Genomic DNA, 20,194 nt, shown 5'->3' on the forward strand with positions numbered 1-20,194 from the left:
CCGCTTCATTTTAAGCGGGCTTGCGTATTTTTGTGGGTAATTAGAACTGGTAGACTAAACCAACGGCAACGATGTCGTCAGTCGCGATACCATTGCTTTCATAGAAGCTATCGTCTTCATCCAGCAGGTTGATTTTGTAATCAACGTAGGTAGACATGTTTTTGTTGAAGTAGTAGGTCATACCTACATCAACATATTTGACCAGATCTTTGTCGACATAACGCCAGTTACCACGACTTACTTCCTGGCCACCTAAATCCTTGCCTTTAGATTGCAGATAAGCGATGGAAGGGCGCAGGCCGAAGTCGAACTGATACTGTGCAACAACTTCAAAGTTCTGGGTTTTGTTGGCAATACCGCCATTACCCTCGCCGTTGCCACCGCCGTAGTAGGTCATGTTGCGGGTTTCTGCATACATAGCAGCCAGGTAAACGTTATTGGCATCATATTTTGCGCCCACGGTCCAGGCTTCAGCGGTTTCACCGCCTGCATAGTTGTTACGATGATTCATTCCGTCCTGGTAGCCACGAGCAACTTGATCGTCGGTACGGTCAGATGCGGAGTACGCTGCACCCAAACTTAAACCGAAGTCAAAGTCATAGGAGGTAGACATACCGAAGCCGTCGCCGTTTTCTTTCGCCAGTTTACGGTTAGTGCTGTTACCAGAACCTTCCTGACCTAAGCTGCTACCTTCGTTATTACCCTGATACTGCAGGGCGAAGTTCAGGCCATCAACCTGACCAAAGAAGCCTTTATTACGATAGGTGGCCACGCCGTTGGTACGACCTAGCATATACACATCGGTCTGGGTGTAAGTATCGCCGCCAAATTCCGGCAGCATATCGGTCCAGGCTTCTACGTCGGTAGGTAGACATGTTTTTGTTGAAGTAGTAGGTCATACCTACATCAACATATTTGACCAGATCTTTGTCGACATAACGCCAGTTACCACGACTTACTTCCTGGCCACCTAAATCCTTGCCTTTAGATTGCAGATAAGCGATGGAAGGGCGCAGGCCGAAGTCGAACTGATACTGTGCAACAACTTCAAAGTTCTGGGTTTTGTTGGCAATACCGCCATTACCCTCGCCGTTGCCACCGCCGTAGTAGGTCATGTTGCGGGTTTCTGCATACATAGCAGCCAGGTAAACGTTATTGGCATCATATTTTGCGCCCACGGTCCAGGCTTCAGCGGTTTCACCGCCTGCATAGTTGTTACGATGATTCATTCCGTCCTGGTAGCCACGAGCAACTTGATCGTCGGTACGGTCAGATGCGGAGTACGCTGCACCCAAACTTAAACCGAAGTCAAAGTCATAGGAGGTAGACATACCGAAGCCGTCGCCGTTTTCTTTCGCCAGTTTACGGTTAGTGCTGTTACCAGAACCTTCCTGACCTAAGCTGCTACCTTCGTTATTACCCTGATACTGCAGGGCGAAGTTCAGGCCATCAACCTGACCAAAGAAGCCTTTATTACGATAGGTGGCCACGCCGTTGGTACGACCTAGCATATACACATCGGTCTGGGTGTAAGTATCGCCGCCAAATTCCGGCAGCATATCGGTCCAGGCTTCTACGTCGTAGACGACGCCATAGTTACGACCGTAATCGAAGGTGCCGTTCTCACCAAATCCTAAGCCAGCGAAAGCCAGACGAGTCCAGGAATCGCCTTTATCACCTTCGGTACCGTTGGCCTGAATGTTATATTCCCACTGACCATAACCAGTCAGCATATCGTTGATCTGGGTTTCGCCTTTAAAGCCCACACGAGCATAGGTCTGATCGCCATCACTGCCAGCATCGTCAGAGAAATAACGCAGACCATCAACTTTACCGTACAGATCCAGTTTATTGCCGTTCTTATTATAAATTTCAGCCGCATTTACTGCGCCTGCAGCTAATAAAGCAGGGAGGAGAAGTGCCAGTACTTTTCTTTTCATTATGTATTCCCTTATGATAATAATTAATATGAATATGTAGTACTATCCGAAAGACTACATTTTGATACTATCTATGAAGTTCATTTTATTTAAAATATAACGTGTAACAAATATATTTAAAATATTTCAAATTGTTTCTTGTTTGTCTTTTTATAACTATATGTGTATGTTTTCGATAACGCCATTCATTGCATAAATTAATGTTTATCTATAAATTATGGTTTTTTGTTTTTTATTTGCATTGTTTATTTTATTGCTGTCGATTATTTGTTATTTGATAACGAGTAATGACCGAGAGATATTCATTCCACGAGATAATTAATTCTTTGGGGTTATGTAAATGTAAAAATAATAATATATAGATATAAATCGCAGCGCTGGCAGTAGTCTGAAATGGAAATTGTTGTTAAGGTGGTTTTCTTTCTGCAAAGAGAGACCCTATGGAACTACAGGACTGGCAGTCAAAATTTGAAGCCTGGCTACGTGATAACCACTCCGGGCAGGATGCTGCCCATGATATTTCTCATTTTCGTCGCGTGTGGAAGACCTCGCAAAAGCTAAGTCAAGATGCGAGCGTAGACTGGCTGGTGGTGCTGACGGCGTGCTACTTCCATGATCTTGTTAGCTTACCGAAAAACCATCCGGATCGTCATCGCTCGTCAGTATTGGCGGCGCAGGAAACACGTCGCATGTTGAGGCGCGACTTCCCAGATTTTCCGCAACACAGTATACCGGCCGTGTGCCATGCCATTGAGGCGCACAGTTTCAGCGCGAAGATCGCACCGGAAACCATTGAAGCTAAAATCGTGCAGGATGCTGACAGGCTTGAGGCGTTGGGCGCCATTGGGTTAGCGCGCGTGTTTGCCGTGTCTGGTGCGTTAGGAGTGGCGCTATTTGATGCGGAAGATCCGTTTGCCCGTCAGCGTGGTCTTGACGATAAACAGTACGCGCTCGATCACTTCCAGACCAAGTTATTGACGTTGCCGTCGACGATGCAAACTGAACAAGGCCGACATTTAGCGCAGCATAATGCTGACTTCTTACTGACGTACATGGCGAAGCTGAGTGCGGAGTTAAAAGGGGAGTATGAAATGCTGGATCCTGACGCGATTCAACCCTTTAAAGCAGGTTAGCCGCCAGTACAGCCGCAACGTCAACCGCGCTATTTTATGTTAATCTGTCGGTTATCCATTTCGGCCGGTTAAATGTATGCAGGATAATTTTTCAGTAGCAGGCTCCATGAACCCGATGACAGATGATAACAAGGCCGCCGCGCAGGTGATTTTGGCTAAGTTGCTTGAAATATATGACGTGAAAACCCTGGTTGCTCATCTGAATGGTGTTGGCGAGAACCGCTGGAGTCCGGCCATCTTTAAGCGAGTGATGGCGAACGAAACATGGCATCGCCTCAGCGACAATGAGCTTACTCATCTGAATTCCTTGCTGCCGACGCCACCTGCGCATCATCCGCATTATGCCTTTCGATTTATCGATCTGTTTGCCGGCATTGGCGGGATTCGTCGAGGCTTTGAGGCGATTGGCGGGCAGTGCGTGTTTACCAGCGAATGGAACAAGCATGCGGTGCGTACCTACAAAGCGAACAATTATTGCGATCCACTCCAGCATCACTTTAATGAAGATATTCGCGATGTCACGCTGAGTCATCATGATGGGGTGAGCGACCAGCAGGCTGCGGAACATATTCGCCAACATATTCCTGAGCATGACGTACTGCTGGCAGGATTTCCTTGTCAGCCTTTCTCCCTGGCTGGGGTATCAAAGAAAAATGCGTTAGGGCGGGCCCACGGCTTTGCCTGTGATACACAAGGCACCCTCTTTTTTGACGTGGTGCGTATTATCGACGCGCGTCGACCAGCCATATTTGTGCTCGAAAACGTCAAAAACCTGAAAAGTCACGACCAGGGTAAAACGTTTCGCATCATCATGCAGACGCTGGATGAGCTGGGTTATGACGTCGCGGATGCGGCGGATAATGGACCTGACGATCCGAAAATTATCGATGGACAACATTTTTTGCCGCAGCATCGCGAACGTATTGTGCTCGTCGGATTTCGACGCGATCTGCAATTGAAATCAGACTTCACGCTGCGAAATATTGTCACTCGCTATCCGCAGCGGCGTACGACGCTGGCGGAGTTGCTTGAGCCGACCGTCGATGCGAAATATGTGCTGACGCCGGTGTTGTGGAAATATCTCTATCGCTATGCGAAAAAGCACCAGGCGCGGGGCAATGGGTTTGGCTATGGCATGGTATACCCCGATAATCCCGATAGCGTAACCCGCACATTATCGGCACGCTATTATAAAGATGGCGCCGAGATCCTTATCGACCGCGGCTGGGATATGGCGCTGGGTGAAAAGGATTTTGACGATCCGTTGAACCAGCAGCACCGTCCGCGCCGGCTTACACCACGGGAGTGTGCGCGCCTGATGGGATTTGAATCACCACAGGGCTATCAATTCAGGATCCCGGTGTCAGATACTCAGGCTTATCGCCAGTTTGGTAATTCGGTGGTCGTTCCGGCATTCGCGGCGGTTGCCAGACTGCTGGAGCCGAAAATCAAACAGGCGGTTGCTATTCGCGAGAAAGAGAACCTGCATGGCAGACGTTCACGATAAAGCAACGCGTAGTAAAAATATGCGGGCGATAGCAACCCGCGATACTGCCATTGAAAAACGCCTTGCCAGCGTACTGACAGAGCAGGGCGTAACGTTTCGTGTGCAGGATGCGACGTTACCTGGTCGCCCCGATTTCGTGGTCGATGATTACCGTTGTGTGATCTTTACCCATGGCTGTTTCTGGCATCATCACAACTGCTACTTGTTTAAAGTCCCCGCAACACGGACGGAATTCTGGCTGGAAAAAATTGGCAAAAATGTCCAGCGTGACGTGCGGGACTGTGAAATGTTGCAGGCGCTGGGCTGGCGTATACTGATTGTCTGGGAATGCGCCCTGCGTGGGCGCGAAAAACTCGGCGATGACGCGTTATCTGAACGTGTCATCGAGTGGATCTGCGGCGGCGGTACCAGCGCGCAGATCGACACTCTCGGTATTCATTTACTGTAACGTCTTTTCCGACGGGGTCGCAACGGCATCCGCTTTCATGGGGAATAAGTATTTACCCAAGGTGACCAATACCACCGCAAATACGATAACGCCGAGCGCCAGCCATTCGATGAGCGCCAGACTTTCTCCTCCCAGACCGGTACCTAGCAGCACGGCGACAACTGGATTAACGTAGGCATAGCTGGTGGCGAGCGCCGGACTGACGTTGCGGATCAGGTACATATACGCGTTAATGGCAATAATAGAGCCAAACAGGGCCAGGTACGCCACCGCCATAAATCCTGAAAATGTCGGCATAGTGGTCAGTTTTTCCCCGGAGACCAGTGAAGCGCACATCAGCACAACTCCGGCGGCTAACATTTCAATGGCTCCGGCCATCATGCCAACGGGTAACGTTATGCGTGAGCCGTACACCGAGCCAAACGCCCAACTCATCGAACCTATCAGGATTAAAACAGCACCCCAAGGATTACCGCTTAAATTACCGCCGCTGTTCAGCATGATGATACCTGCCAACCCAATGGCTATTCCCATCCACTCCAGCTTACGCGTTTTAATACCAAAAAAGTGGCTAAAGCACAGCGTAAACAGCGGAACGGTAGCAACCACCACGGCGGCGATACCGGAAGGCACATTTTGATGCTCTGCGACGGTGACCAGCCCATTACCCACAGCCAGCAGCAAGATACCAATTAACGCGGCGTTCAGGAGCTGGCGCAGAGGCGGCAGTTTATGCCCGCGAATTAGTAAGAATGCGGTTAACAAAATGCCCGCGGAGAGAAAACGCACGCCAGCCATCATCAACGGCGGCCAGCTTTCAACGCCAATGCGAATAACGAAGTAGGTGGAACCCCAAATGATGTACAGCGCGAAAAGCGCACTGAAAAGCGGTAGCAATTGCCTGAAACGCATAATCCCTCACGGTAGAAATAAAAAGGTGCAACATAGTAAACGTCAAAACTATCGTGCTGGCGAGATTTATAATTGCATGCCATTGTTAAATATTTGTTGACCAGAAAGGCCAGTTTCCGCATGGCGTGTTTTACTTCATACTTAATACTGCAAAAAAATAATATTGAGGGTTAACATTTTGGCAGGAAGTAGCTTACTGACCTTACTCGATGATATCGCAACCTTATTGGACGATATCTCGGTCATGGGAAAACTGGCCGCGAAAAAAACCGCGGGCGTCTTGGGAGATGACTTATCGCTTAACGCGCAACAGGTGTCGGGCGTGCGGGCAAACCGCGAACTCCCGGTGGTCTGGAGCGTGGCTAAAGGGTCGTTTGTTAACAAAGTTATTCTTGTGCCGTTGGCGCTATTGATTAGCGCCTTCATTCCCTGGGCGATCACCCCCTTATTAATGGTAGGCGGGGCGTTTCTCTGTTTTGAAGGGGTGGAAAAAGTTCTTCACACCCTGGAAGCGCGTAAACACAAAGAGACCCCGGAAGAACGCCAGCAGCGTCTGGCATCTCTGGCGGCGCAGGATCCACTGACCTTTGAGAAAGATAAAATCAAAGGAGCGATACGTACCGACTTCATTTTATCTGCTGAGATTGTCGCGATCACCCTCGGCATTGTGGCGGATGCGCCGTTGTTGAATCAGGTGCTGGTGTTATCAGGCATCGCGTTAGTGGTGACCGTGGGCGTGTATGGCCTTGTGGGGATTATCGTTAAGCTTGATGATATCGGCTACTGGCTGGCAGAAAAGCGCAGCATGCTTGCTCAATCTCTGGGTAAAGGACTGCTGGTTGTTGCTCCCTGGCTGATGAAAACACTTTCGGTGGTTGGCACGCTGGCGATGTTTTTAGTGGGGGGCGGGATTGTTGTACATGGAATATCACCGCTGCATCATGCGATAGAACATTTTGCCCAGCAGCAAAGCTCATTGATTGCGCTAATGCTTCCAACCCTGCTTAATCTGGTGCTCGGCTTTATTATTGGTGGAATAGTCGTTCTGCTGGTAAAAGCCGTTGCCAGACTGCGTGGAGTTTCGCACTAATTGTCGTCGGATTAATTACGCAAAAAGCCTCTTTGTCGTCTAAGGTGTAAAGGTTTCTCTTGATACAGGAGGCAGGTATGGTCTTTTCTGTCAGTGAGGAAGTCACCTCGAAAGAGGGTGGCCCACGCATGATCGTTACCGGGTATGCCAGCGGAATGGTGGAGTGTCGCTGGTACGACGGCTTTGGCGTTAAACGGGAAGCATTCCGTGAAGATGAACTGGTGCCCGGCGAGCAAAGATCGCTCTGCCAGGACGCCTGACATTGAGCATGATCGTAACCCGGCGAGCTCTCAACCATTAGTTATATTTATCATTTTGGTGAGAATTATTTACTTGTCAGGCAAAAAAATTGCAGATAAGGTTTGTTTCACATCAGATTTCCTGGTGTAACGAATTTTCAAGTGCTTCTTGCATAAGCAAGCTTGATCCCGGCCCGATGAGGGCCGGGATTTTTTTCGCCCTCAGTCAGCGATTGATTTCCGACACGCTAAAATCATGGATATCAAGCTCGAACGCGTCGGCCAGTTCATGCCATGTATGGAAATCACGCCCGTCGATGCTGACGCGTTCCGGATCGTCCTGACTGCGATGAATTTCACTCTCGCAGATTTCGTTGATTGCCTTCAGCAGAGCGTCTACATCGACGCTCACTTCACGTTTGGCCGTATCGCTGTACTCTTTCGCGGTTTTCATCCTCATACCTCTCAACCGTTAAGGATACCGGGGGAGCGCATCAAAACCTCAGATGCGCACCACTTAAGTATAGACCGTCGAGAAAACCCGCAATCGCATGCGCCGGACGCTGCCACATAAAGGAATTTGTTCTACACTGGCACAAAGCCACAGGAGGAAAACGATGAAGGTGAATGATCGGGTTACAGTCAAAACGGACGGCGGTCCACGTCGGCCGGGCGTGGTACTGGCAATCGAAGAGTTTAGTGAAGGCACCATGTACCTGGTTTCGCTGGAAGACTACCCGCTCGGTATCTGGTTCTTTAATGAATCAGGTCATCAGGATGGTATCTTTGTGGAAAAAATAGAGTGAGGTGAGTTCTTCTGCTTGATGCTGACTGGTGGTTCCGCCACCAGTCAGAACGTCTTAGCGCATATTCACAAAGATACCATTGGTGACGTTATCCGTGAGTCGAACCACGTGATAGATAACTTGCTTATTATGCGTCTTAATCTTTCGTTTTATATTTCCCTTATGGGATGAGACGGTCTTGGCCTTGATATTCATTTGGTCTGAGATCTGTATTGTTCCCTGTCCCTCCATCCACATGCGTAGCATGCTGGATTCGGTACGGCTTAATGACAACGTCGGCAGATTAACATCGATAGCAATATTCACTTCCTTTTTCAGAATATCGCCAAGAAGTTCATCCAGTGAATCAGGCTTAATTGATTTAGAACTGATCAATAAATTTTTTCTGACTAAAAGATACTCATCAAAATGTACATTGGCAATTGCCATAAATACAATAAATAATGTACTGGGATGCTGATTAATGATTTGCTTGATTTGCTGACTGTCAGCAGGATCGTGGATAAAACAGTCCTCATTAATAAACACCACAGCGGGTTGCAGAGAAACACAGGCGAGACTGAGTTCACCAACGCTGGAAATATTGTTGATTTCCCTTTTTTTCACCCCCCGACTGACCAGATAACCGGTCAACCCTAGCCGGGTGTAACTGCATAAATCCATAATAATCGTTGACATGGCATACCCTCACTCAATGCGTAACGATAATTCCCCTTACCTGATTATTGCATCACAACTAAACGGAATAATAACGACCCAAGATGACGCTTTCGCTGTTTTCAGGCGAATTTACTATCCCGTAAAGTTGCGTATAATTTGCCAGGAAACATCTTAAAGTAAAGTAAATGTTGCGTTATGTGAGTGAAGCAAAAACAAATAAACCGCGACAGCGATATCCTGGTGGATGTTGTCGGTTTTTAAATTTAGGACAATCCTTAGTAAAACAGGATAAAAATTAAGGGTTATTATTTTCCGGGCATTTCGCTGACGATATCGGCCAACAAATTAAAAATTTCGCTGAACAAGCGCTCGCAGAATGGCGCAATTAATGGCATCAGCGCCGCCATTAATGAAATACCCACTGTCAGGGTGAGAGGAAAGCCAATGACAAAAATCGACAGTTGTGGCGCCATGCGGTTTAACAAACCAAGCGCAAGGTTCAGCGTCAGCAGCAGCGTCATAACCGGTAGGGCCAGCATGAGTCCGTTGAGGAAAATCAGGCTACCCGCCCGTGCCAGCGCGAGAAATGCATTGCTGTTAACCGGATTGCCGCCAATGGGCAAAGTATGAAACGTATCCACCAGTAGCGAAATCAGCCAAAGATGGCCATTAAAGGTGAGGAATAACAGCATGGCGAGCATGTCGATCAGTCGTGCCAGGACCGGCATATTCAGGCGGCTACCGGGGTCAAAAAATGTTGCAAAGGAAAGCCCCATTTGCAGGCCAATCAGTTCCCCGGCGGTACGCACGGCGGCAAACGCAAACTGCATGGTGAAGCCCAAGGCGATGCCGATCAAAATTTGTTGCATGGCCTGCCACAACGCGCCGATGGAAAAGATGGGGACGTCTGCAGGGGGAATCGATGGGGCGATAACGATGGTTATCATCAATCCCAGCCCCAGTTTTACCCGCTTGGGGATGGCGCGTTCGCTGAGAATGGGGGCCGTGGAGATGAGCGCCAGAATGCGCAGCAACGGCCAGAAGTAAAGATTCAGCCACTGCATCCACTCAACGCTGGTCACCTGCAACATAACGTTGTCTACCCGATGATATACGGTAAATTGCTGAACAGCGTACGCACGTAGTCGAGCAGCAGGTTAAGCATCCACGGGCCGGCAACAATGATGGCAATAAACACCGCAACAATTTTGGGAATGAAGGACAGCGTCATTTCGTTAATCTGGGTCGCCGCCTGCAAAATGCTGATGATAAGACCTGTGACGAGGGCCACCAACAGCAAAGGCGCAGCAAGGGCCAGAGCGACTTTCATCGCTTCTGTCCCCATCATCATGACCGATTCAGGTGTCATTTCGCGCCTCTAACTGTAAAAGCTTTGTGCCAGCGAGCCGACAAGCAACTGCCAACCGTCCACCAACACAAACAGCATCAGCTTAAACGGTAACGCGATCGTGGCGGGCGGCACCATCATCATCCCGAGCGCCATCAGCACGCTGGCGATAACCAGATCGATAATCAGAAACGGGATAAAAATGGTAAAGCCTATCTGGAAGGCGGTTTTCAATTCACTGGTGACATAAGCCGGAAGCAAAATTCGCATTGGTACGGCTTCGGGTCCCTGTAAGGGACCGCTGTTTGCAAGCCGGGCGAACAGCGCCAGATCGGCTTCACGGGTTTGGCGCAACATAAACTCGCGCAACGGTTGGGCGCCTTTCTCTATGGCTTCCTGCATGGAGATCTTCTCTTCGCTGAACGGCTGATACGCGTCAACGTAGATTTTATCGATTACTGGCGACATGATGAAAAAGGTCAAAAATAGCGCCAGGCCCAGTAGCACCTGGTTGGGGGGCGCAGATGGCGTTCCCAACGCATTTCGCAACAAACCGAAAACGATGATGATGCGGGTGAAGCTGGTCATCATCAATAAAATGGCAGGCAGGAACGTCAGTGAGGTGATAAACACCAGCGTCTGTACAGGCAATGACCAGCTTTGTCCGCCGCCTGGCAGCGGTTGACTGACCAGACCCGGCAGTTGGGCGAGGGCGACTGGACTGAAAAGCCATAAGCCTGCCAGCGTGATGGAAAACAAACGGCGCATCAGGATCTCCCGGGACGCTTGAGCAAACTCTTCATCATGGCCTGGAAATCCGCAGGGGAGGCCGGTTTTTCTTCTGCATCGGCAGGTGCCGGGGGCAGGGTGTGCAATATGTTAATTTGCGAGGCCGTGACGCCCAGCACCAGGCGCGCATCTTCAACCTCAACAATCACCACGCGCTCACGTGGGCCCAGTGAGGTACTTGCCGCAACCTTCAGCCCTCGCGTACCGTTGCTTTTGGGGGCAAAGCCCAGGCGTTTAATGACCCAGGCTGCCGCCAGGATCAACACGATGATCCCAAGCAGCGCACCGCTTACCTGCACCAGCGGTGAGCCGGGGACGGCGGCTGGCTGAGAAACTGTTGCCTGGGTGTTCATGATTAACGGCTCAGACGACGCATACGTTCTGATGGAGTGATAATGTCGGTGATACGCACGCCGTATTTATCCGCGACCACCACCACTTCACCCTGGGCGATCAGATAACCGTTGATCAGGATATCCAGCGGTTCGCCCGCCAGACCATCCAGCGCGACAACGGAACCCTGCGTCAGACGCAGCAGTTCTTTGATGGTCATGCGGGTACGGCCCAGTTCAACGGTCAGTTTGACCGGAATGTCCATGATCAGGTCGATGTCCTGCAAAGCACCACTGACGTCGCCGCCGCCTAACTGCTGGAATACCGCATCGGCCGCACTTTTGGTAGTCGTGGTTTTTTGCTCGTTTAACGCGTCAGCCCACAGATCGTCCAATGCGCCAGTGTTCTCATCGGACGGATTATTCATATCACTCATTTGGGCTGTTCCTCATTCAGCGAATTCAAAATCGGGTTTATCAGATGTTCTACGCGTAACGCATACTGACCGTTCACGGTGCCATACTGGCTGGTCAGTACAGGCACGCCGTCCACATGAGCAATAATGCGGTCAGGTTTTTCAATCGGCAGTACATCGCCGGGTTTCAGCTTTAAAATCTGGGACAGCCGCAGCGGAATGTCGGCAAAGTTTGCCACCAGCTCCAGCTCAGAATGCTGGACCTGACGCACCAGATTATTGCGCCAGTTCTGATCTTCATTACGTGAGTTTTCCAGCGGTGGATTCACCAGCAGCTCGCGCAATGGTTCAATCATGCTGAATGGCAGACAAATGTTAAATTCACCGGTCAGGTTGCCAATTTCAACGTGGAACGGGGTGTTCACCACAATGTCGTTAGGCGAGGTGGTGATATTGGTAAATTTCACCTGCATCTCGGAACGAACGTATTCCACTTCCAGCGGATTGATGGCCTTCCACGCGTCGCTGTAGCTTTCAAGCGCCAGCTTCAGCATGCGGTTGATCACGCGCTGTTCAGTATGCGTAAATTCGCGACCTTCCACTTTCGTCGGAAAGCGTCCATCGCCGCCGAACAGGTTATCAACGGCGATAAATACCAGACTTGGTGAGAACACCACCAGACCCGTACCGCGCAGCGGCTTGAGGTGGATTAAGTTCAGGTTGGTCGGAACCGGTAAGTTACGCGCAAATTCGTGATACGGCTGGATACGAATCGCCCCCACGGTAATATCCGGGCTACGGCGCAACAGGTTAAATAATCCCATACGGAACTGGCGCGCGAAGCGTTCGTTAATGATCTCCAGCGCCTGTAAACGCTCACGCACCACGCGGCGTTGGGTGTTGGGATCATAAGGACGAATATCGCTCTCTTTTGCGATACCGGTAATGGGTTCGTCTTTGGTTTCGCTATCGCCATTCAGCAATGCGTCGATTTCAGCCTGAGAAAGAATACTGTCGCCCATGTCTTTACCGCAGAATAAAAGCTGTATAAAGAACGTCGGTGACAACCTGTTTTGGCTGCCCGACAACGAGCGGAGTCGCGAGCGTCTCTTTGATGGCGGTAATCAGCTGTTGTTTACCTTCCTCGGTGGCGAGCGTAGCCGCATTTTGACGAGAAAACAGCAGCAGCAAGCGGCTGCGTACTTCCGGCAAATATTCATTCAGACGCGCACGTGTCGCCTCGTCTTTCATGCGCAACGTGATACCGATATACAGCACACGGTCCGCATCGCCCAGATTGACGGTAAAGGTATCCAGCGCAAAGAATACCGGGGCAGGCGGTGGAGCCGGTTCCGCTTTGACGCTGGCGGACGGCTGCTGCTGCATGCGCCAGTAGCTATATCCCGCAGTTGCGCAGGCGGCGAGGGTAATTAATACCAGCAGAGGGATCCAAATAGCGCGTTTACTTTTTTTGTTAATCGCGGAGTCAGTCATCAGATACGGGCTTCCTGTTTCGGTACAGCTTATGGGCTGATTATCCCGTGTCCTGTCCACGACAAAGCGTGGAAAAGACGCGGATAATCATGCTACCTCTGGCGTTAGGCGAAGATGTCTACTGCGCCATCACCGCGGGCAGCGGCTTGCAGTGAGGCTGGCGTTGCCAGGATGGTGTCATCTTCAGCGGCAAAAATATCTTGTCCCTGAGCACGACCCGCCTGCTGTTGCTGCCCGGAAGACTGCTGTTGTCCGGCAAAGCTCTCACTGCTGATGTTGCTTTGTCCCAACTGGATCCCACTGTCAGCCAACTGCGTACGCAGCATCGGTAACGCGGCTTCCAGCGCGGCGCGCACGTGACTGTGTGGTGATACCATTTGCAGCTGTGCGAGGTTGTCATCCAGCTTAATGGAAATGTGCACCTGACCCAGATCCTGTGGATGCAGGCGCAGCTCTGCGCTCTGCTGGCCCTGACGCGTGAATAGTGTGACGTGCTGACTCAATGATTGCTGCCATTCCTGACTACCCAACGGAGCGCTTAGCACCGGCGCGGCGGTGGGTAACGGCTGAGCATGTGTCTGTGGGCCACTTAACGGAGCAGCCGTCACGCCAATGCTGGTCGGCGAGGGGGCGCTGTCAATTTCTGCTCTGGTCGCCGCCGCTGCCGTCAGGGGGGTTAGCGGCGGATTGTTTGTCTGATCCAGGCCGCTGCCAGGAGAGGCAATATCCGCTTTACCTTTTTTGGCGTCACCGGGCAGCAGCTCGGCCGCGTTATCGGGGATAGCGCCGTGTGCCGTGCCTCGAGACAACACCGAAAGCGTGGCATCAACGGGGGCAGGGGGGCTGTCGACGGCAGGCGTAGCCAGTGGTTGTCCCGGCAGCATGGCGAACAGCGCACTCAGGTTGGCGAGATCGTCATCGCTGAGCGTGGTGTTTTTTTCATCCTGCGGAGCAACTTTGCCCAGTGTTGTCAGGGCATTCACTTTCAGCGACGGCGTCAGCGCTGACAACAGTTGCTGCGCGTCTGTCATGTCGGCAAGAGAAGCATCGGTTTGCATCTCTTTTTGCGCCAGCAGATCGGTTAACTTGACCGCCTGGGTGACATCACCATTTTTTTGCAGCAACCCTTTTTGCAGTTTACTGCCCGCCGCCTGCAAGTCGGCAAGCGTCAATGGCGCGCCTTTACCCTGCGCGTCGTCCGCACCTAATGCGCCAGCCAGCAGCGCTAAAAAATCCTCGGGTGAATCTACCGCTTTGCCTGACTGAAGACCTGCGGCTACGTCGGTGTCGGTGGTAATCAGTTGGGGTAAAGTAATCATTCGGGTTTCCTCATAGCTGCACGCTGAGCAAATTCATCCATTTTTTTCTGATCCAGACGGTTTTCGGCGAGTAACGCCGCCGAGTTTTGTCTGTCCTGCAGAGTCTGCCACGCCTGCAACCGTTGTTTTTTATCGCGCCAACTGTTCAGCGCCTGGTCCACTTTCTGTGTCCATTGATTGAGCTGCTGGCGATGTTGCTCAATCGCTTTTTCCAGGGTCTGAATAAACTGCTGATAGTTAATCCAGCGATTACTGGTAATACCCTGACCCATATCGTTATTCAGATTGTTACGGTACTCATGCTGATAATCGATTAGCATTTTCAACTGTTCTTCCGCCTGCTGACAGCCACGACGCATCTCTCCCAATAAGACAGCGGCGTCTTCTACCTCTTTCTCAGCCAGGTCTTTCAGCGTTGCTAATGCACCATGTTGTGCCATGACCTATGCTCTCCTGCTCAATCACACACCAGGGAAAATCAGTTCTAAAGCGTGCAGGGAATCTTCCCAGTCAGCCCGTTCAAAAATGCCTTGCTGTAAAAATGCTTCCAGTTGTGGCCATAAGGCGATGGCTTTATCCAACATCGGATCGCTGCCTTTGGCATACGCCCCCACGCTGACCAGATCGCGGTTACGCTGGAAGCTGGATAGCAACTGTTTAAAGTTACGCACCCGCGCATAGTGCTGTTCACTAATGAGCGCGGTCATGGCGCGGCTGATCGAAGCTTCTATATCGATGGCCGGGTAATGACCAGCCTCGGCCAGATGGCGGGACAGCACAATGTGGCCGTCCAGAATTGCGCGTGCGGAATCGGCAATCGGGTCCTGCTGATCGTCACCCTCGGTCAGGACGGTGTAAAACGCGGTAACTGAACCGCCGCCGTGAATACCGTTTCCGGCACGTTCCACCAGCGCCGGTAATTTGGCGAATACTGACGGTGGATAGCCTTTGGTTGCTGGCGGCTCGCCGATCGCCAGCGCGATCTCACGTTGCGCCATCGCATAGCGGGTGAGGGAATCCATAATCAGCAATACGTGCTGTCCACGATCGCGGAAATCTTCAGCGATGCGCGTGGCGTAGGCCGCGCCCTGCATACGCAACAGCGGTGAAACGTCTGCCGGAGCGGCAATCACCACCGAGCGTGCGCGACCGTCGGCGCCGAGAATATTTTCAATAAAATCTTTAACTTCGCGGCCACGTTCGCCAATCAGTCCGACGACGATGACATCTGCCTGGGTATAACGCGCCATCATGCCAAGCAGGACGCTTTTACCGACGCCCGAACCTGCGAAAAGTCCCATACGCTGACCGCGTCCGACGGTTAACAACGCGTTAATGGGGCGCACGCCGGTATCCAGTACGTGTTCAATAGGTGTACGCTGCAGCGGGTTAAACGGCGGCGTCATCAGCGCCCCGGTTTCGGTAGTGTCCGGCGCGGGCAGACCGTCGAGCGGTTTGCCGCTGCCGTCGAGCACCCGGCCCAGCAGAGCAGGACCCAGCGGTAATTGTTTCCCGCTTTGCAGACCTTCTCCGGCAATATTCTTCGCGTACACGCGCGCGCCGGGTAGAACGCCTTCGACCTCCTCGAGCGGCATCAGAAACAGTCGCTGACCGTTAAAGCCCACGACTTCACTTTCAACTTCCTGAGTTTCGTTGCCGTCCTGGCGTTCAATGACGCAGGTGGCGCCCAGCGGCAGCTGTAATCCGGTGGCTTCCAGCACCAGTCCGGTGGCGCGGGTCAGACGCCCGTAGCGACGCACCGCAGGCAGCAGCGACATTTTCTCTTCGAAGTTGTCCAGCGTATTGAGCCAGCGAGTCAGACGAGTGGTCATTACACGACTCCTGGCGCGGCCAGACGGCAGAGCTCTTGCCAGCGTGTAGCGACGCTGGCATCCAGATCGCCTTCGTCGGCAGAGACTTTACAGCCGCCGTGATGCAACGTGGGATCGCCGCGCAGCCGCCAGCCGTGCAGACTGAGGGTGGCGCCGAGCATCTCTTCCACCCGCTGGAGATCGTCCGGATGTACGCGCAGCTGCGGTTTACCGCTAAACAGCGGTTCCTGCTGCAACAGTTGTTGGATTTGTTTAATCAGCGCGGCGTTATCTACGACAGGCGTCTGACCTATCACCTGACGCGCCGCCTCCAGCGCCATTTGCATCAGGCGCGAGGCAATCACGCTATCCAGAGCGTCCAGCGTATTCTGAAATTCGCTCACCAGTTGCTGCATACGGGCAGTGATAGGCGCATGCTGCGCGCGCGCCTGGTTCTGGCCTTGCTCCAGGCCCTGATTCAGTCCTTCCTGATAGCCTTGTTCGTGGCCTTTTTGTCGACCTTCCGCCAGACCGGCGTTATAACCTTGCTCATGGGCCTGCATTTGCAACTGCGCGAGCTGCTGCTCAAGCTGTTGCTCTGCAGAGAGTTCCGGCTCGGCGGTCGCTTCTGACAACGGTGTTTCACTGTGGTCGGCCAGCACGAACTCCGCCATCGGTGGGGCGAGGTCGTCCGGGGTCCAGACTTTCCACGGCAGTTCGTTAGACATAGGTATCCTCGCCGCTGCCGATCACCATCTCGCCGGTTTCCGCCAGACGACGCACAATAAGCAGAATCGCTTTCTGTTCGTTTTCTACCTGCGACAAACGCACCGGACCACGGTTGGCGAGGTCGTCGCGTAGAATATCGGCAGCACGTTGCGACATGTTGCGCAGGAACTTCTCGCGTAGCGGCTGTTCGGCGCCTTTCAGGGCAATCAGCAGCGATTCGGAATCCACTTCCTGCAGCAGACGCTGGATACTGCGATCGTCGACGTCCACCAGGTTTTCGAACAGGAACATCTCGTCGATAATTTTCTGCGCCAGTTCGCCGTCGAATTCGCGCACGGCGGTAATAACGGCTTCTTCCTGCTGGGTTTTCATCAGATTGATGATTTCCGCCGCCGTTCTCACGCCGCCCATTTTGCTGCGCTTGAGGTTCTGGCCGTCGAGCAGGCCATTCAATACTTCGGTTAATTCCGCCAGCGCGGCAGGCTGTACGCCGCCGAAAGTGGCGATACGCAGCATGACGTCGTGACGTAAACGTTCGTCGAACAGCGCCAGAATATCGGCAGCCTGGCCCCGTTTGAGGTGCACCAGAATGGTGGCGATAATCTGTGGATGTTCGTCGCGGATAAGGTCGGCGGCGCTTTGCGGCTCCATAAAGTTGAGCGTTTCAATGCCGCTGGTGGTATCGCGGGTTTCCAGAATATCTTCCAGCAGGCTGGACGCGCGTTCTTCACCCAGCGCTTTCACCAGCACCGAGCGCAGATATTCGTTAGCGTTAATGTTTAGCGCGGCAAATTGTTCGGCTTCTTGTTCAAACTCCGCCAGCACTTCCGTCAACTGTTTATTGGAGATCTGGCGTACGTTGGCCATCGCCGTACTGAGCGCCTGAACTTCGCGCGTGGAAAGGTGCTTAAACACCTCCGCCGCGCGATCTTCGCCAATGGTCATCAGCAGGATGACGCTTTTATCGGTACCGGTAAGGGCATTACTCATGATCGTTACTCATCCACTGACGAATGACCAGCGCCACGACGCGCGGATCGTTATCTGACATTTCACGAATACGCTGGCTCATGACTTCTGCGCCCAGACGCTGGTTCGTGCGACGTTGCTGGGTCTGTTCGTCTTTGCTGAGGCGAACTTCTACCGCTTCTTCGGTTTCCTGACGGATTCGCGTTTGTTCTTGTGCGGCTTTGGCTTCCTCGCTGCGACGGACCAACTGCGGGCGAACGGCTTTGCGCCACAGGAGCCAGGCGACCAGCAGAACCAGCAACCAACGACCTGCGGACATTAACTGATCGATAAAGAACGGCTGTTTCCAGAACGGAAGCTCACCCATGGAATCGTCGGTCGCTGTGAACGGAGAGTTCACCACGTTCAGGGTGTCGCCACGTTTGTCGGAGAACCCCATCGCCTCGCGGGTCAGATCCTCAATTTGTTTCATCTGTTCGGCAGTTAACGGCAGCGGTTTGCCATCCGGTAACGTTTTATAGTTGACCACGACGGCTACCGAGAGACGCTGCACATCGCCAACGTTCATTTTGGTGTGGCGAATGGTACGGTCGACTTCATAGTTGCTGGTTTCATTGCGCTGCGTACTGCGCGGACCTGCATTGTTACTGTTATTCGTTGTCTGCGTGGTTTGCGCATTTTGCTGATTAGCCGGGGGGGTGGCGATTGGCGCGGTATTAGCCGGCGCTGGCTGATTAGACAATGCGCCCGGTACGCCGCCAGGCGCTCCGCTACCAACCTGCTCACTGACGTTTAACTGACGTGAGCGCAGCACGGCCTGGGACTCATCACCGTTTGGACGGTATTGCTCTTCGGTTTGCTCTTTATTAGCAAAATCCAGTTGCGCGGTGACTTGTGCATGGACGTTACCGTTGCCGACAATCGGCGACAGGATCGATTCGATTCGGCGCTGCACGCGGCTTTCGACGTCGCTGGCGTATTTCAACTGCGCATCGTTGAGATCTCGGCTGCTGGTGTTCGACTGGGTTAACAGATGACCCGCCTGGTCGACCAGCGTCACGTTGCCCGGCGGTAAGCCTGCAACAGCGCTGGAGACCAAATGCGTGACCGCGCTGATTTGACCTTCATCCAGCGCTCGACCCGGTTCCAGATTAACGGTGACGGAGGCCGAAGGCGCTTTTTGCTCACGTACAAACAGCGAAGGTTTAGGCATCGCCAGATGCACGCGGGCACGTTTTACCGGGCCCAGGGTTTCAATGGTGCGGGCTAATTCACCTTCCAGCGCGCGCTGGTAGTTGACCTGCTCACTAAACTGGCTGATACCAAACTTTTCCTGATCCAGCAGCTCAAAGCCAACGGCTCCACCTTTCGGTAGGCCTTGCTGCGCCAGACGCAAGCGCAGCTCGTGGACTTTATCGGCCGGAACTTCAATAGCGCCGCTTCCCTCCGTAAAACGATAGGGAACGTTCATCTGCGTCAGTTGGGTGACAATCGCGCCACCATCCTGATCGGAAAGATTGCTGAACAAGGTGCGGTAGTCGGGCGCTTTGGCCCATAGAACCATCGCCACGACGATAGCGACGGCAGCGGCTCCTGCCACAATCAGAGGAATTCTGGGATTCGCGCGCAGGCGATTTAACCACTCGAGAGGTTTAAGCTGGGTTGCAGTCGATGCTGTCGCACTCATCTCGCACCTCGTGGCTTATCGTGGACGGCGTTTTTTGCAAAGTGGAACAAGACTCACTCCCGGGTCAGCAAACTCGAAAAATTGACGGTCTCATTATTTGCGGTTTCGAATTTTTCTATGGGTTAAAAACCGTGGTTTTTTATCGTTATTTAACGCCTTTATCTTATTGACTAACTGGTAATCTCAGCTATGTGAAAATTCATCCAGGGGATCAGAATGTCGGCAATACAGGGGATTGAAGGGGTCATCAGCCAGTTACAAACCACGGCGATGTCAGCAAAAATGCAGGATATGCAGCCACAACCGACCGTGAGTTTTGCCGGTCAGTTGCATGCGGCGTTAGACAGAATCAGCGATGTGCAGACCGCGTCCCGTGTCCAGGCTGAGAAATTTACCCTCGGTGAACCGGGTATTGCGCTGAATGATGTGATGACCGATATGCAAAAAGCATCGGTGTCGATGCAGATGGGGATTCAGGTACGTAATAAACTGGTATCGGCGTATCAGGAAGTGATGTCGATGCAGGTGTAGGGACAACGTGCAGATAATGTCGGCCGGATGAGCG

Annotated in this window: 23 protein-coding genes and 2 pseudogenes; 7 read left to right on the forward strand and 18 right to left on the reverse strand. The window is 52.3% G+C overall.

Annotation, left to right across the window (positions count from 1 at the left end):
* Nucleotides 1-40: 40 nt before the first annotated feature.
* A pseudogene (locus FDW92_RS08215) lies at nucleotides 41-862 on the reverse strand (porin); the annotation flags it as partial.
* 1 nt (nucleotide 863) lies between these two features.
* Nucleotides 864-1,940, reverse strand: a pseudogene (ompC, locus tag FDW92_RS08220) (porin OmpC); the annotation flags it as partial.
* Nucleotides 1,941-2,380: 440 nt separating this feature from the next.
* On the opposite strand from ompC, the gene FDW92_RS08225 reads away from it, so the two are divergent.
* The 3 genes from FDW92_RS08225 to FDW92_RS08235 all read left to right on the forward strand — a co-directional run bounded on the left by FDW92_RS08225 (nucleotide 2,381) and on the right by FDW92_RS08235 (nucleotide 5,028).
* On the forward strand, nucleotides 2,381-3,073 hold the full coding sequence (locus FDW92_RS08225) for a phosphohydrolase (RefSeq protein WP_042307653.1): 693 nt from the start codon (nucleotides 2,381-2,383) through the stop codon (nucleotides 3,071-3,073).
* 76 nt (nucleotides 3,074-3,149) lie between these two features.
* Complete coding sequence (locus FDW92_RS08230) at nucleotides 3,150-4,580, forward strand: DNA cytosine methyltransferase (protein ID WP_042307655.1); 1,431 nt, start codon at nucleotides 3,150-3,152, stop codon at nucleotides 4,578-4,580.
* Nucleotides 4,561-5,028 carry a very short patch repair endonuclease gene (locus FDW92_RS08235; RefSeq protein ID WP_042307657.1) on the forward strand — a complete coding sequence of 156 codons (468 nt, stop codon included), beginning with the start codon at nucleotides 4,561-4,563 and terminating at the stop codon, nucleotides 5,026-5,028. The genes FDW92_RS08230 and FDW92_RS08235 overlap by 20 nt, the downstream gene beginning before the upstream one ends.
* Here the strand turns inward: FDW92_RS08235 and yedA are convergent.
* A complete protein-coding gene (yedA, locus tag FDW92_RS08240; protein WP_042307659.1) occupies nucleotides 5,020-5,940 on the reverse strand; it encodes a drug/metabolite exporter YedA in 921 nt (306 codons plus the stop codon). The two genes, FDW92_RS08235 and yedA, sit on opposite strands and share 9 nt — an antisense overlap.
* Nucleotides 5,941-6,115: 175 nt before the next feature.
* Here yedA and FDW92_RS08245 point away from each other — a divergent pair, with 175 nt between their 5' ends.
* The gene (locus FDW92_RS08245) at nucleotides 6,116-7,030 is read left to right on the forward strand and encodes a DUF808 domain-containing protein (RefSeq protein ID WP_169742008.1); all 915 of its coding nucleotides are present in this window, start codon (nucleotides 6,116-6,118) and stop codon (nucleotides 7,028-7,030) included.
* 77 nt (nucleotides 7,031-7,107) lie between these two features.
* On the forward strand, nucleotides 7,108-7,290 hold the full coding sequence (locus FDW92_RS08250) for a DUF2158 domain-containing protein (RefSeq protein WP_042307663.1): 183 nt from the start codon (nucleotides 7,108-7,110) through the stop codon (nucleotides 7,288-7,290).
* Between the two features lie 205 nt (nucleotides 7,291-7,495).
* Here the strand turns inward: FDW92_RS08250 and yodD are convergent, their stop codons facing one another.
* Complete coding sequence (gene yodD, locus FDW92_RS08260; RefSeq protein WP_042307665.1) at nucleotides 7,496-7,723, reverse strand: YodD family peroxide/acid resistance protein; 228 nt, start codon at nucleotides 7,721-7,723, stop codon at nucleotides 7,496-7,498.
* A 163-nt stretch (nucleotides 7,724-7,886) separates the two neighbouring features.
* On the opposite strand from yodD, the gene dsrB reads away from it, so the two are divergent.
* Nucleotides 7,887-8,075: a protein DsrB gene (gene dsrB, locus FDW92_RS08265; protein ID WP_038641589.1), complete on the forward strand. Its 189-nt coding sequence runs from the start codon at nucleotides 7,887-7,889 to the stop codon at nucleotides 8,073-8,075.
* A 54-nt stretch (nucleotides 8,076-8,129) separates the two neighbouring features.
* Here dsrB and rcsA read toward each other — a convergent pair whose 3' ends face one another.
* From rcsA to fliF, 14 genes are all read right to left on the reverse strand, one after another.
* Nucleotides 8,130-8,753, reverse strand: coding sequence for a transcriptional regulator RcsA (rcsA, locus tag FDW92_RS08270; RefSeq protein ID WP_038641587.1), 624 nt, complete (start codon nucleotides 8,751-8,753; stop codon nucleotides 8,130-8,132).
* Between the two features lie 287 nt (nucleotides 8,754-9,040).
* A complete protein-coding gene (fliR, locus tag FDW92_RS08275; protein WP_042307668.1) occupies nucleotides 9,041-9,826 on the reverse strand; it encodes a flagellar biosynthetic protein FliR in 786 nt (261 codons plus the stop codon).
* Between the two features lie 8 nt (nucleotides 9,827-9,834).
* Entirely contained in the window at nucleotides 9,835-10,104 is a 270-nt protein-coding gene (gene fliQ / locus FDW92_RS08280) for a flagellar biosynthesis protein FliQ (protein WP_032939600.1), read from the reverse strand.
* Nucleotides 10,105-10,113: 9 nt separating this feature from the next.
* Nucleotides 10,114-10,851, reverse strand: a complete 738-nt coding sequence (gene fliP / locus FDW92_RS08285; RefSeq protein ID WP_042307670.1) for a flagellar type III secretion system pore protein FliP — start codon at nucleotides 10,849-10,851, stop codon at nucleotides 10,114-10,116.
* Nucleotides 10,851-11,228: a flagellar biosynthetic protein FliO gene (gene fliO / locus FDW92_RS08290; protein WP_094301050.1), complete on the reverse strand. Its 378-nt coding sequence runs from the start codon at nucleotides 11,226-11,228 to the stop codon at nucleotides 10,851-10,853. Before fliO ends, fliP begins: the two co-directional genes overlap by 1 nt.
* Nucleotides 11,228-11,641, reverse strand: a complete 414-nt coding sequence (gene fliN, locus FDW92_RS08295; RefSeq protein ID WP_005127761.1) for a flagellar motor switch protein FliN — start codon at nucleotides 11,639-11,641, stop codon at nucleotides 11,228-11,230. The genes fliO and fliN overlap by 1 nt, the downstream gene beginning before the upstream one ends.
* The gene (gene fliM, locus FDW92_RS08300) at nucleotides 11,638-12,642 is read right to left on the reverse strand and encodes a flagellar motor switch protein FliM (RefSeq protein WP_038641580.1); all 1,005 of its coding nucleotides are present in this window, start codon (nucleotides 12,640-12,642) and stop codon (nucleotides 11,638-11,640) included. Before fliM ends, fliN begins: the two co-directional genes overlap by 4 nt.
* 4 nt (nucleotides 12,643-12,646) lie before the next feature.
* On the reverse strand, nucleotides 12,647-13,114 hold the full coding sequence (fliL, locus tag FDW92_RS08305; protein WP_038641578.1) for a flagellar basal body-associated protein FliL: 468 nt from the start codon (nucleotides 13,112-13,114) through the stop codon (nucleotides 12,647-12,649).
* Nucleotides 13,115-13,218: 104 nt separating this feature from the next.
* The gene (gene fliK / locus FDW92_RS08310) at nucleotides 13,219-14,433 is read right to left on the reverse strand and encodes a flagellar hook length control protein FliK (RefSeq protein ID WP_137400598.1); all 1,215 of its coding nucleotides are present in this window, start codon (nucleotides 14,431-14,433) and stop codon (nucleotides 13,219-13,221) included.
* Nucleotides 14,430-14,873, reverse strand: a complete 444-nt coding sequence (gene fliJ / locus FDW92_RS08315) for a flagellar export protein FliJ (RefSeq protein WP_042307676.1) — start codon at nucleotides 14,871-14,873, stop codon at nucleotides 14,430-14,432. The genes fliK and fliJ overlap by 4 nt, the downstream gene beginning before the upstream one ends.
* 21 nt (nucleotides 14,874-14,894) lie before the next feature.
* The gene (gene fliI, locus FDW92_RS08320; protein WP_042307679.1) at nucleotides 14,895-16,265 is read right to left on the reverse strand and encodes a flagellar protein export ATPase FliI; all 1,371 of its coding nucleotides are present in this window, start codon (nucleotides 16,263-16,265) and stop codon (nucleotides 14,895-14,897) included.
* A complete protein-coding gene (gene fliH, locus FDW92_RS08325; protein ID WP_042307681.1) occupies nucleotides 16,265-16,972 on the reverse strand; it encodes a flagellar assembly protein FliH in 708 nt (235 codons plus the stop codon). Before fliH ends, fliI begins: the two co-directional genes overlap by 1 nt.
* Nucleotides 16,965-17,963: a flagellar motor switch protein FliG gene (gene fliG / locus FDW92_RS08330; protein ID WP_003030443.1), complete on the reverse strand. Its 999-nt coding sequence runs from the start codon at nucleotides 17,961-17,963 to the stop codon at nucleotides 16,965-16,967. Before fliG ends, fliH begins: the two co-directional genes overlap by 8 nt.
* Nucleotides 17,956-19,629 (reverse strand): flagellar basal-body MS-ring/collar protein FliF, encoded by a 1,674-nt coding sequence (gene fliF / locus FDW92_RS08335; protein WP_042307682.1) that lies wholly within the window; start codon nucleotides 19,627-19,629, stop codon nucleotides 17,956-17,958. Before fliF ends, fliG begins: the two co-directional genes overlap by 8 nt.
* Before the next feature lie 216 nt (nucleotides 19,630-19,845).
* On the opposite strand from fliF, the gene fliE reads away from it, so the two are divergent.
* On the forward strand, nucleotides 19,846-20,160 hold the full coding sequence (gene fliE / locus FDW92_RS08340; RefSeq protein ID WP_016153486.1) for a flagellar hook-basal body complex protein FliE: 315 nt from the start codon (nucleotides 19,846-19,848) through the stop codon (nucleotides 20,158-20,160).
* The last annotated feature ends 34 nt before the right edge of the window (nucleotides 20,161-20,194 follow it).

This window comes from Citrobacter sp. wls706, from assembly GCF_005281305.1.
Lineage (GTDB): Bacteria > Pseudomonadota > Gammaproteobacteria > Enterobacterales > Enterobacteriaceae > Citrobacter > Citrobacter werkmanii.

Bases quoted from the DNA above. Each gene is read 5' to 3' on its own strand.
- FDW92_RS08225 (WP_042307653.1), top strand. From the start codon at position 2,381: ATGGAACTACAGGACTGGCAGTCAAAATTTGAAGCCTGGCTACGTGAT.
- FDW92_RS08230 (WP_042307655.1), top strand. From the start codon at position 3,150: ATGCAGGATAATTTTTCAGTAGCAGGCTCCATGAACCCGATGACAGAT.
- FDW92_RS08235 (WP_042307657.1), top strand. From the start codon at position 4,561: ATGGCAGACGTTCACGATAAAGCAACGCGTAGTAAAAATATGCGGGCG.
- yedA (WP_042307659.1), bottom strand. From the start codon at position 5,940: ATGCGTTTCAGGCAATTGCTACCGCTTTTCAGTGCGCTTTTCGCGCTG.
- FDW92_RS08250 (WP_042307663.1), top strand. From the start codon at position 7,108: ATGGTCTTTTCTGTCAGTGAGGAAGTCACCTCGAAAGAGGGTGGCCCA.
- yodD (WP_042307665.1), bottom strand. From the start codon at position 7,723: ATGAAAACCGCGAAAGAGTACAGCGATACGGCCAAACGTGAAGTGAGC.
- dsrB (WP_038641589.1), top strand. From the start codon at position 7,887: ATGAAGGTGAATGATCGGGTTACAGTCAAAACGGACGGCGGTCCACGT.
- rcsA (WP_038641587.1), bottom strand. From the start codon at position 8,753: ATGTCAACGATTATTATGGATTTATGCAGTTACACCCGGCTAGGGTTG.
- fliR (WP_042307668.1), bottom strand. From the start codon at position 9,826: ATGTTGCAGGTGACCAGCGTTGAGTGGATGCAGTGGCTGAATCTTTAC.
- fliQ (WP_032939600.1), bottom strand. From the start codon at position 10,104: ATGACACCTGAATCGGTCATGATGATGGGGACAGAAGCGATGAAAGTC.
- fliP (WP_042307670.1), bottom strand. From the start codon at position 10,851: ATGCGCCGTTTGTTTTCCATCACGCTGGCAGGCTTATGGCTTTTCAGT.
- fliN (WP_005127761.1), bottom strand. From the start codon at position 11,641: ATGAGTGATATGAATAATCCGTCCGATGAGAACACTGGCGCATTGGAC.
- fliM (WP_038641580.1), bottom strand. From the start codon at position 12,642: ATGGGCGACAGTATTCTTTCTCAGGCTGAAATCGACGCATTGCTGAAT.
- fliL (WP_038641578.1), bottom strand. From the start codon at position 13,114: ATGACTGACTCCGCGATTAACAAAAAAAGTAAACGCGCTATTTGGATC.
- fliK (WP_137400598.1), bottom strand. From the start codon at position 14,433: ATGATTACTTTACCCCAACTGATTACCACCGACACCGACGTAGCCGCA.
- fliJ (WP_042307676.1), bottom strand. From the start codon at position 14,873: ATGGCACAACATGGTGCATTAGCAACGCTGAAAGACCTGGCTGAGAAA.
- fliI (WP_042307679.1), bottom strand. From the start codon at position 16,265: ATGACCACTCGTCTGACTCGCTGGCTCAATACGCTGGACAACTTCGAA.
- fliH (WP_042307681.1), bottom strand. From the start codon at position 16,972: ATGTCTAACGAACTGCCGTGGAAAGTCTGGACCCCGGACGACCTCGCC.
- fliG (WP_003030443.1), bottom strand. From the start codon at position 17,963: ATGAGTAATGCCCTTACCGGTACCGATAAAAGCGTCATCCTGCTGATG.
- fliF (WP_042307682.1), bottom strand. From the start codon at position 19,629: ATGAGTGCGACAGCATCGACTGCAACCCAGCTTAAACCTCTCGAGTGG.
- fliE (WP_016153486.1), top strand. From the start codon at position 19,846: ATGTCGGCAATACAGGGGATTGAAGGGGTCATCAGCCAGTTACAAACC.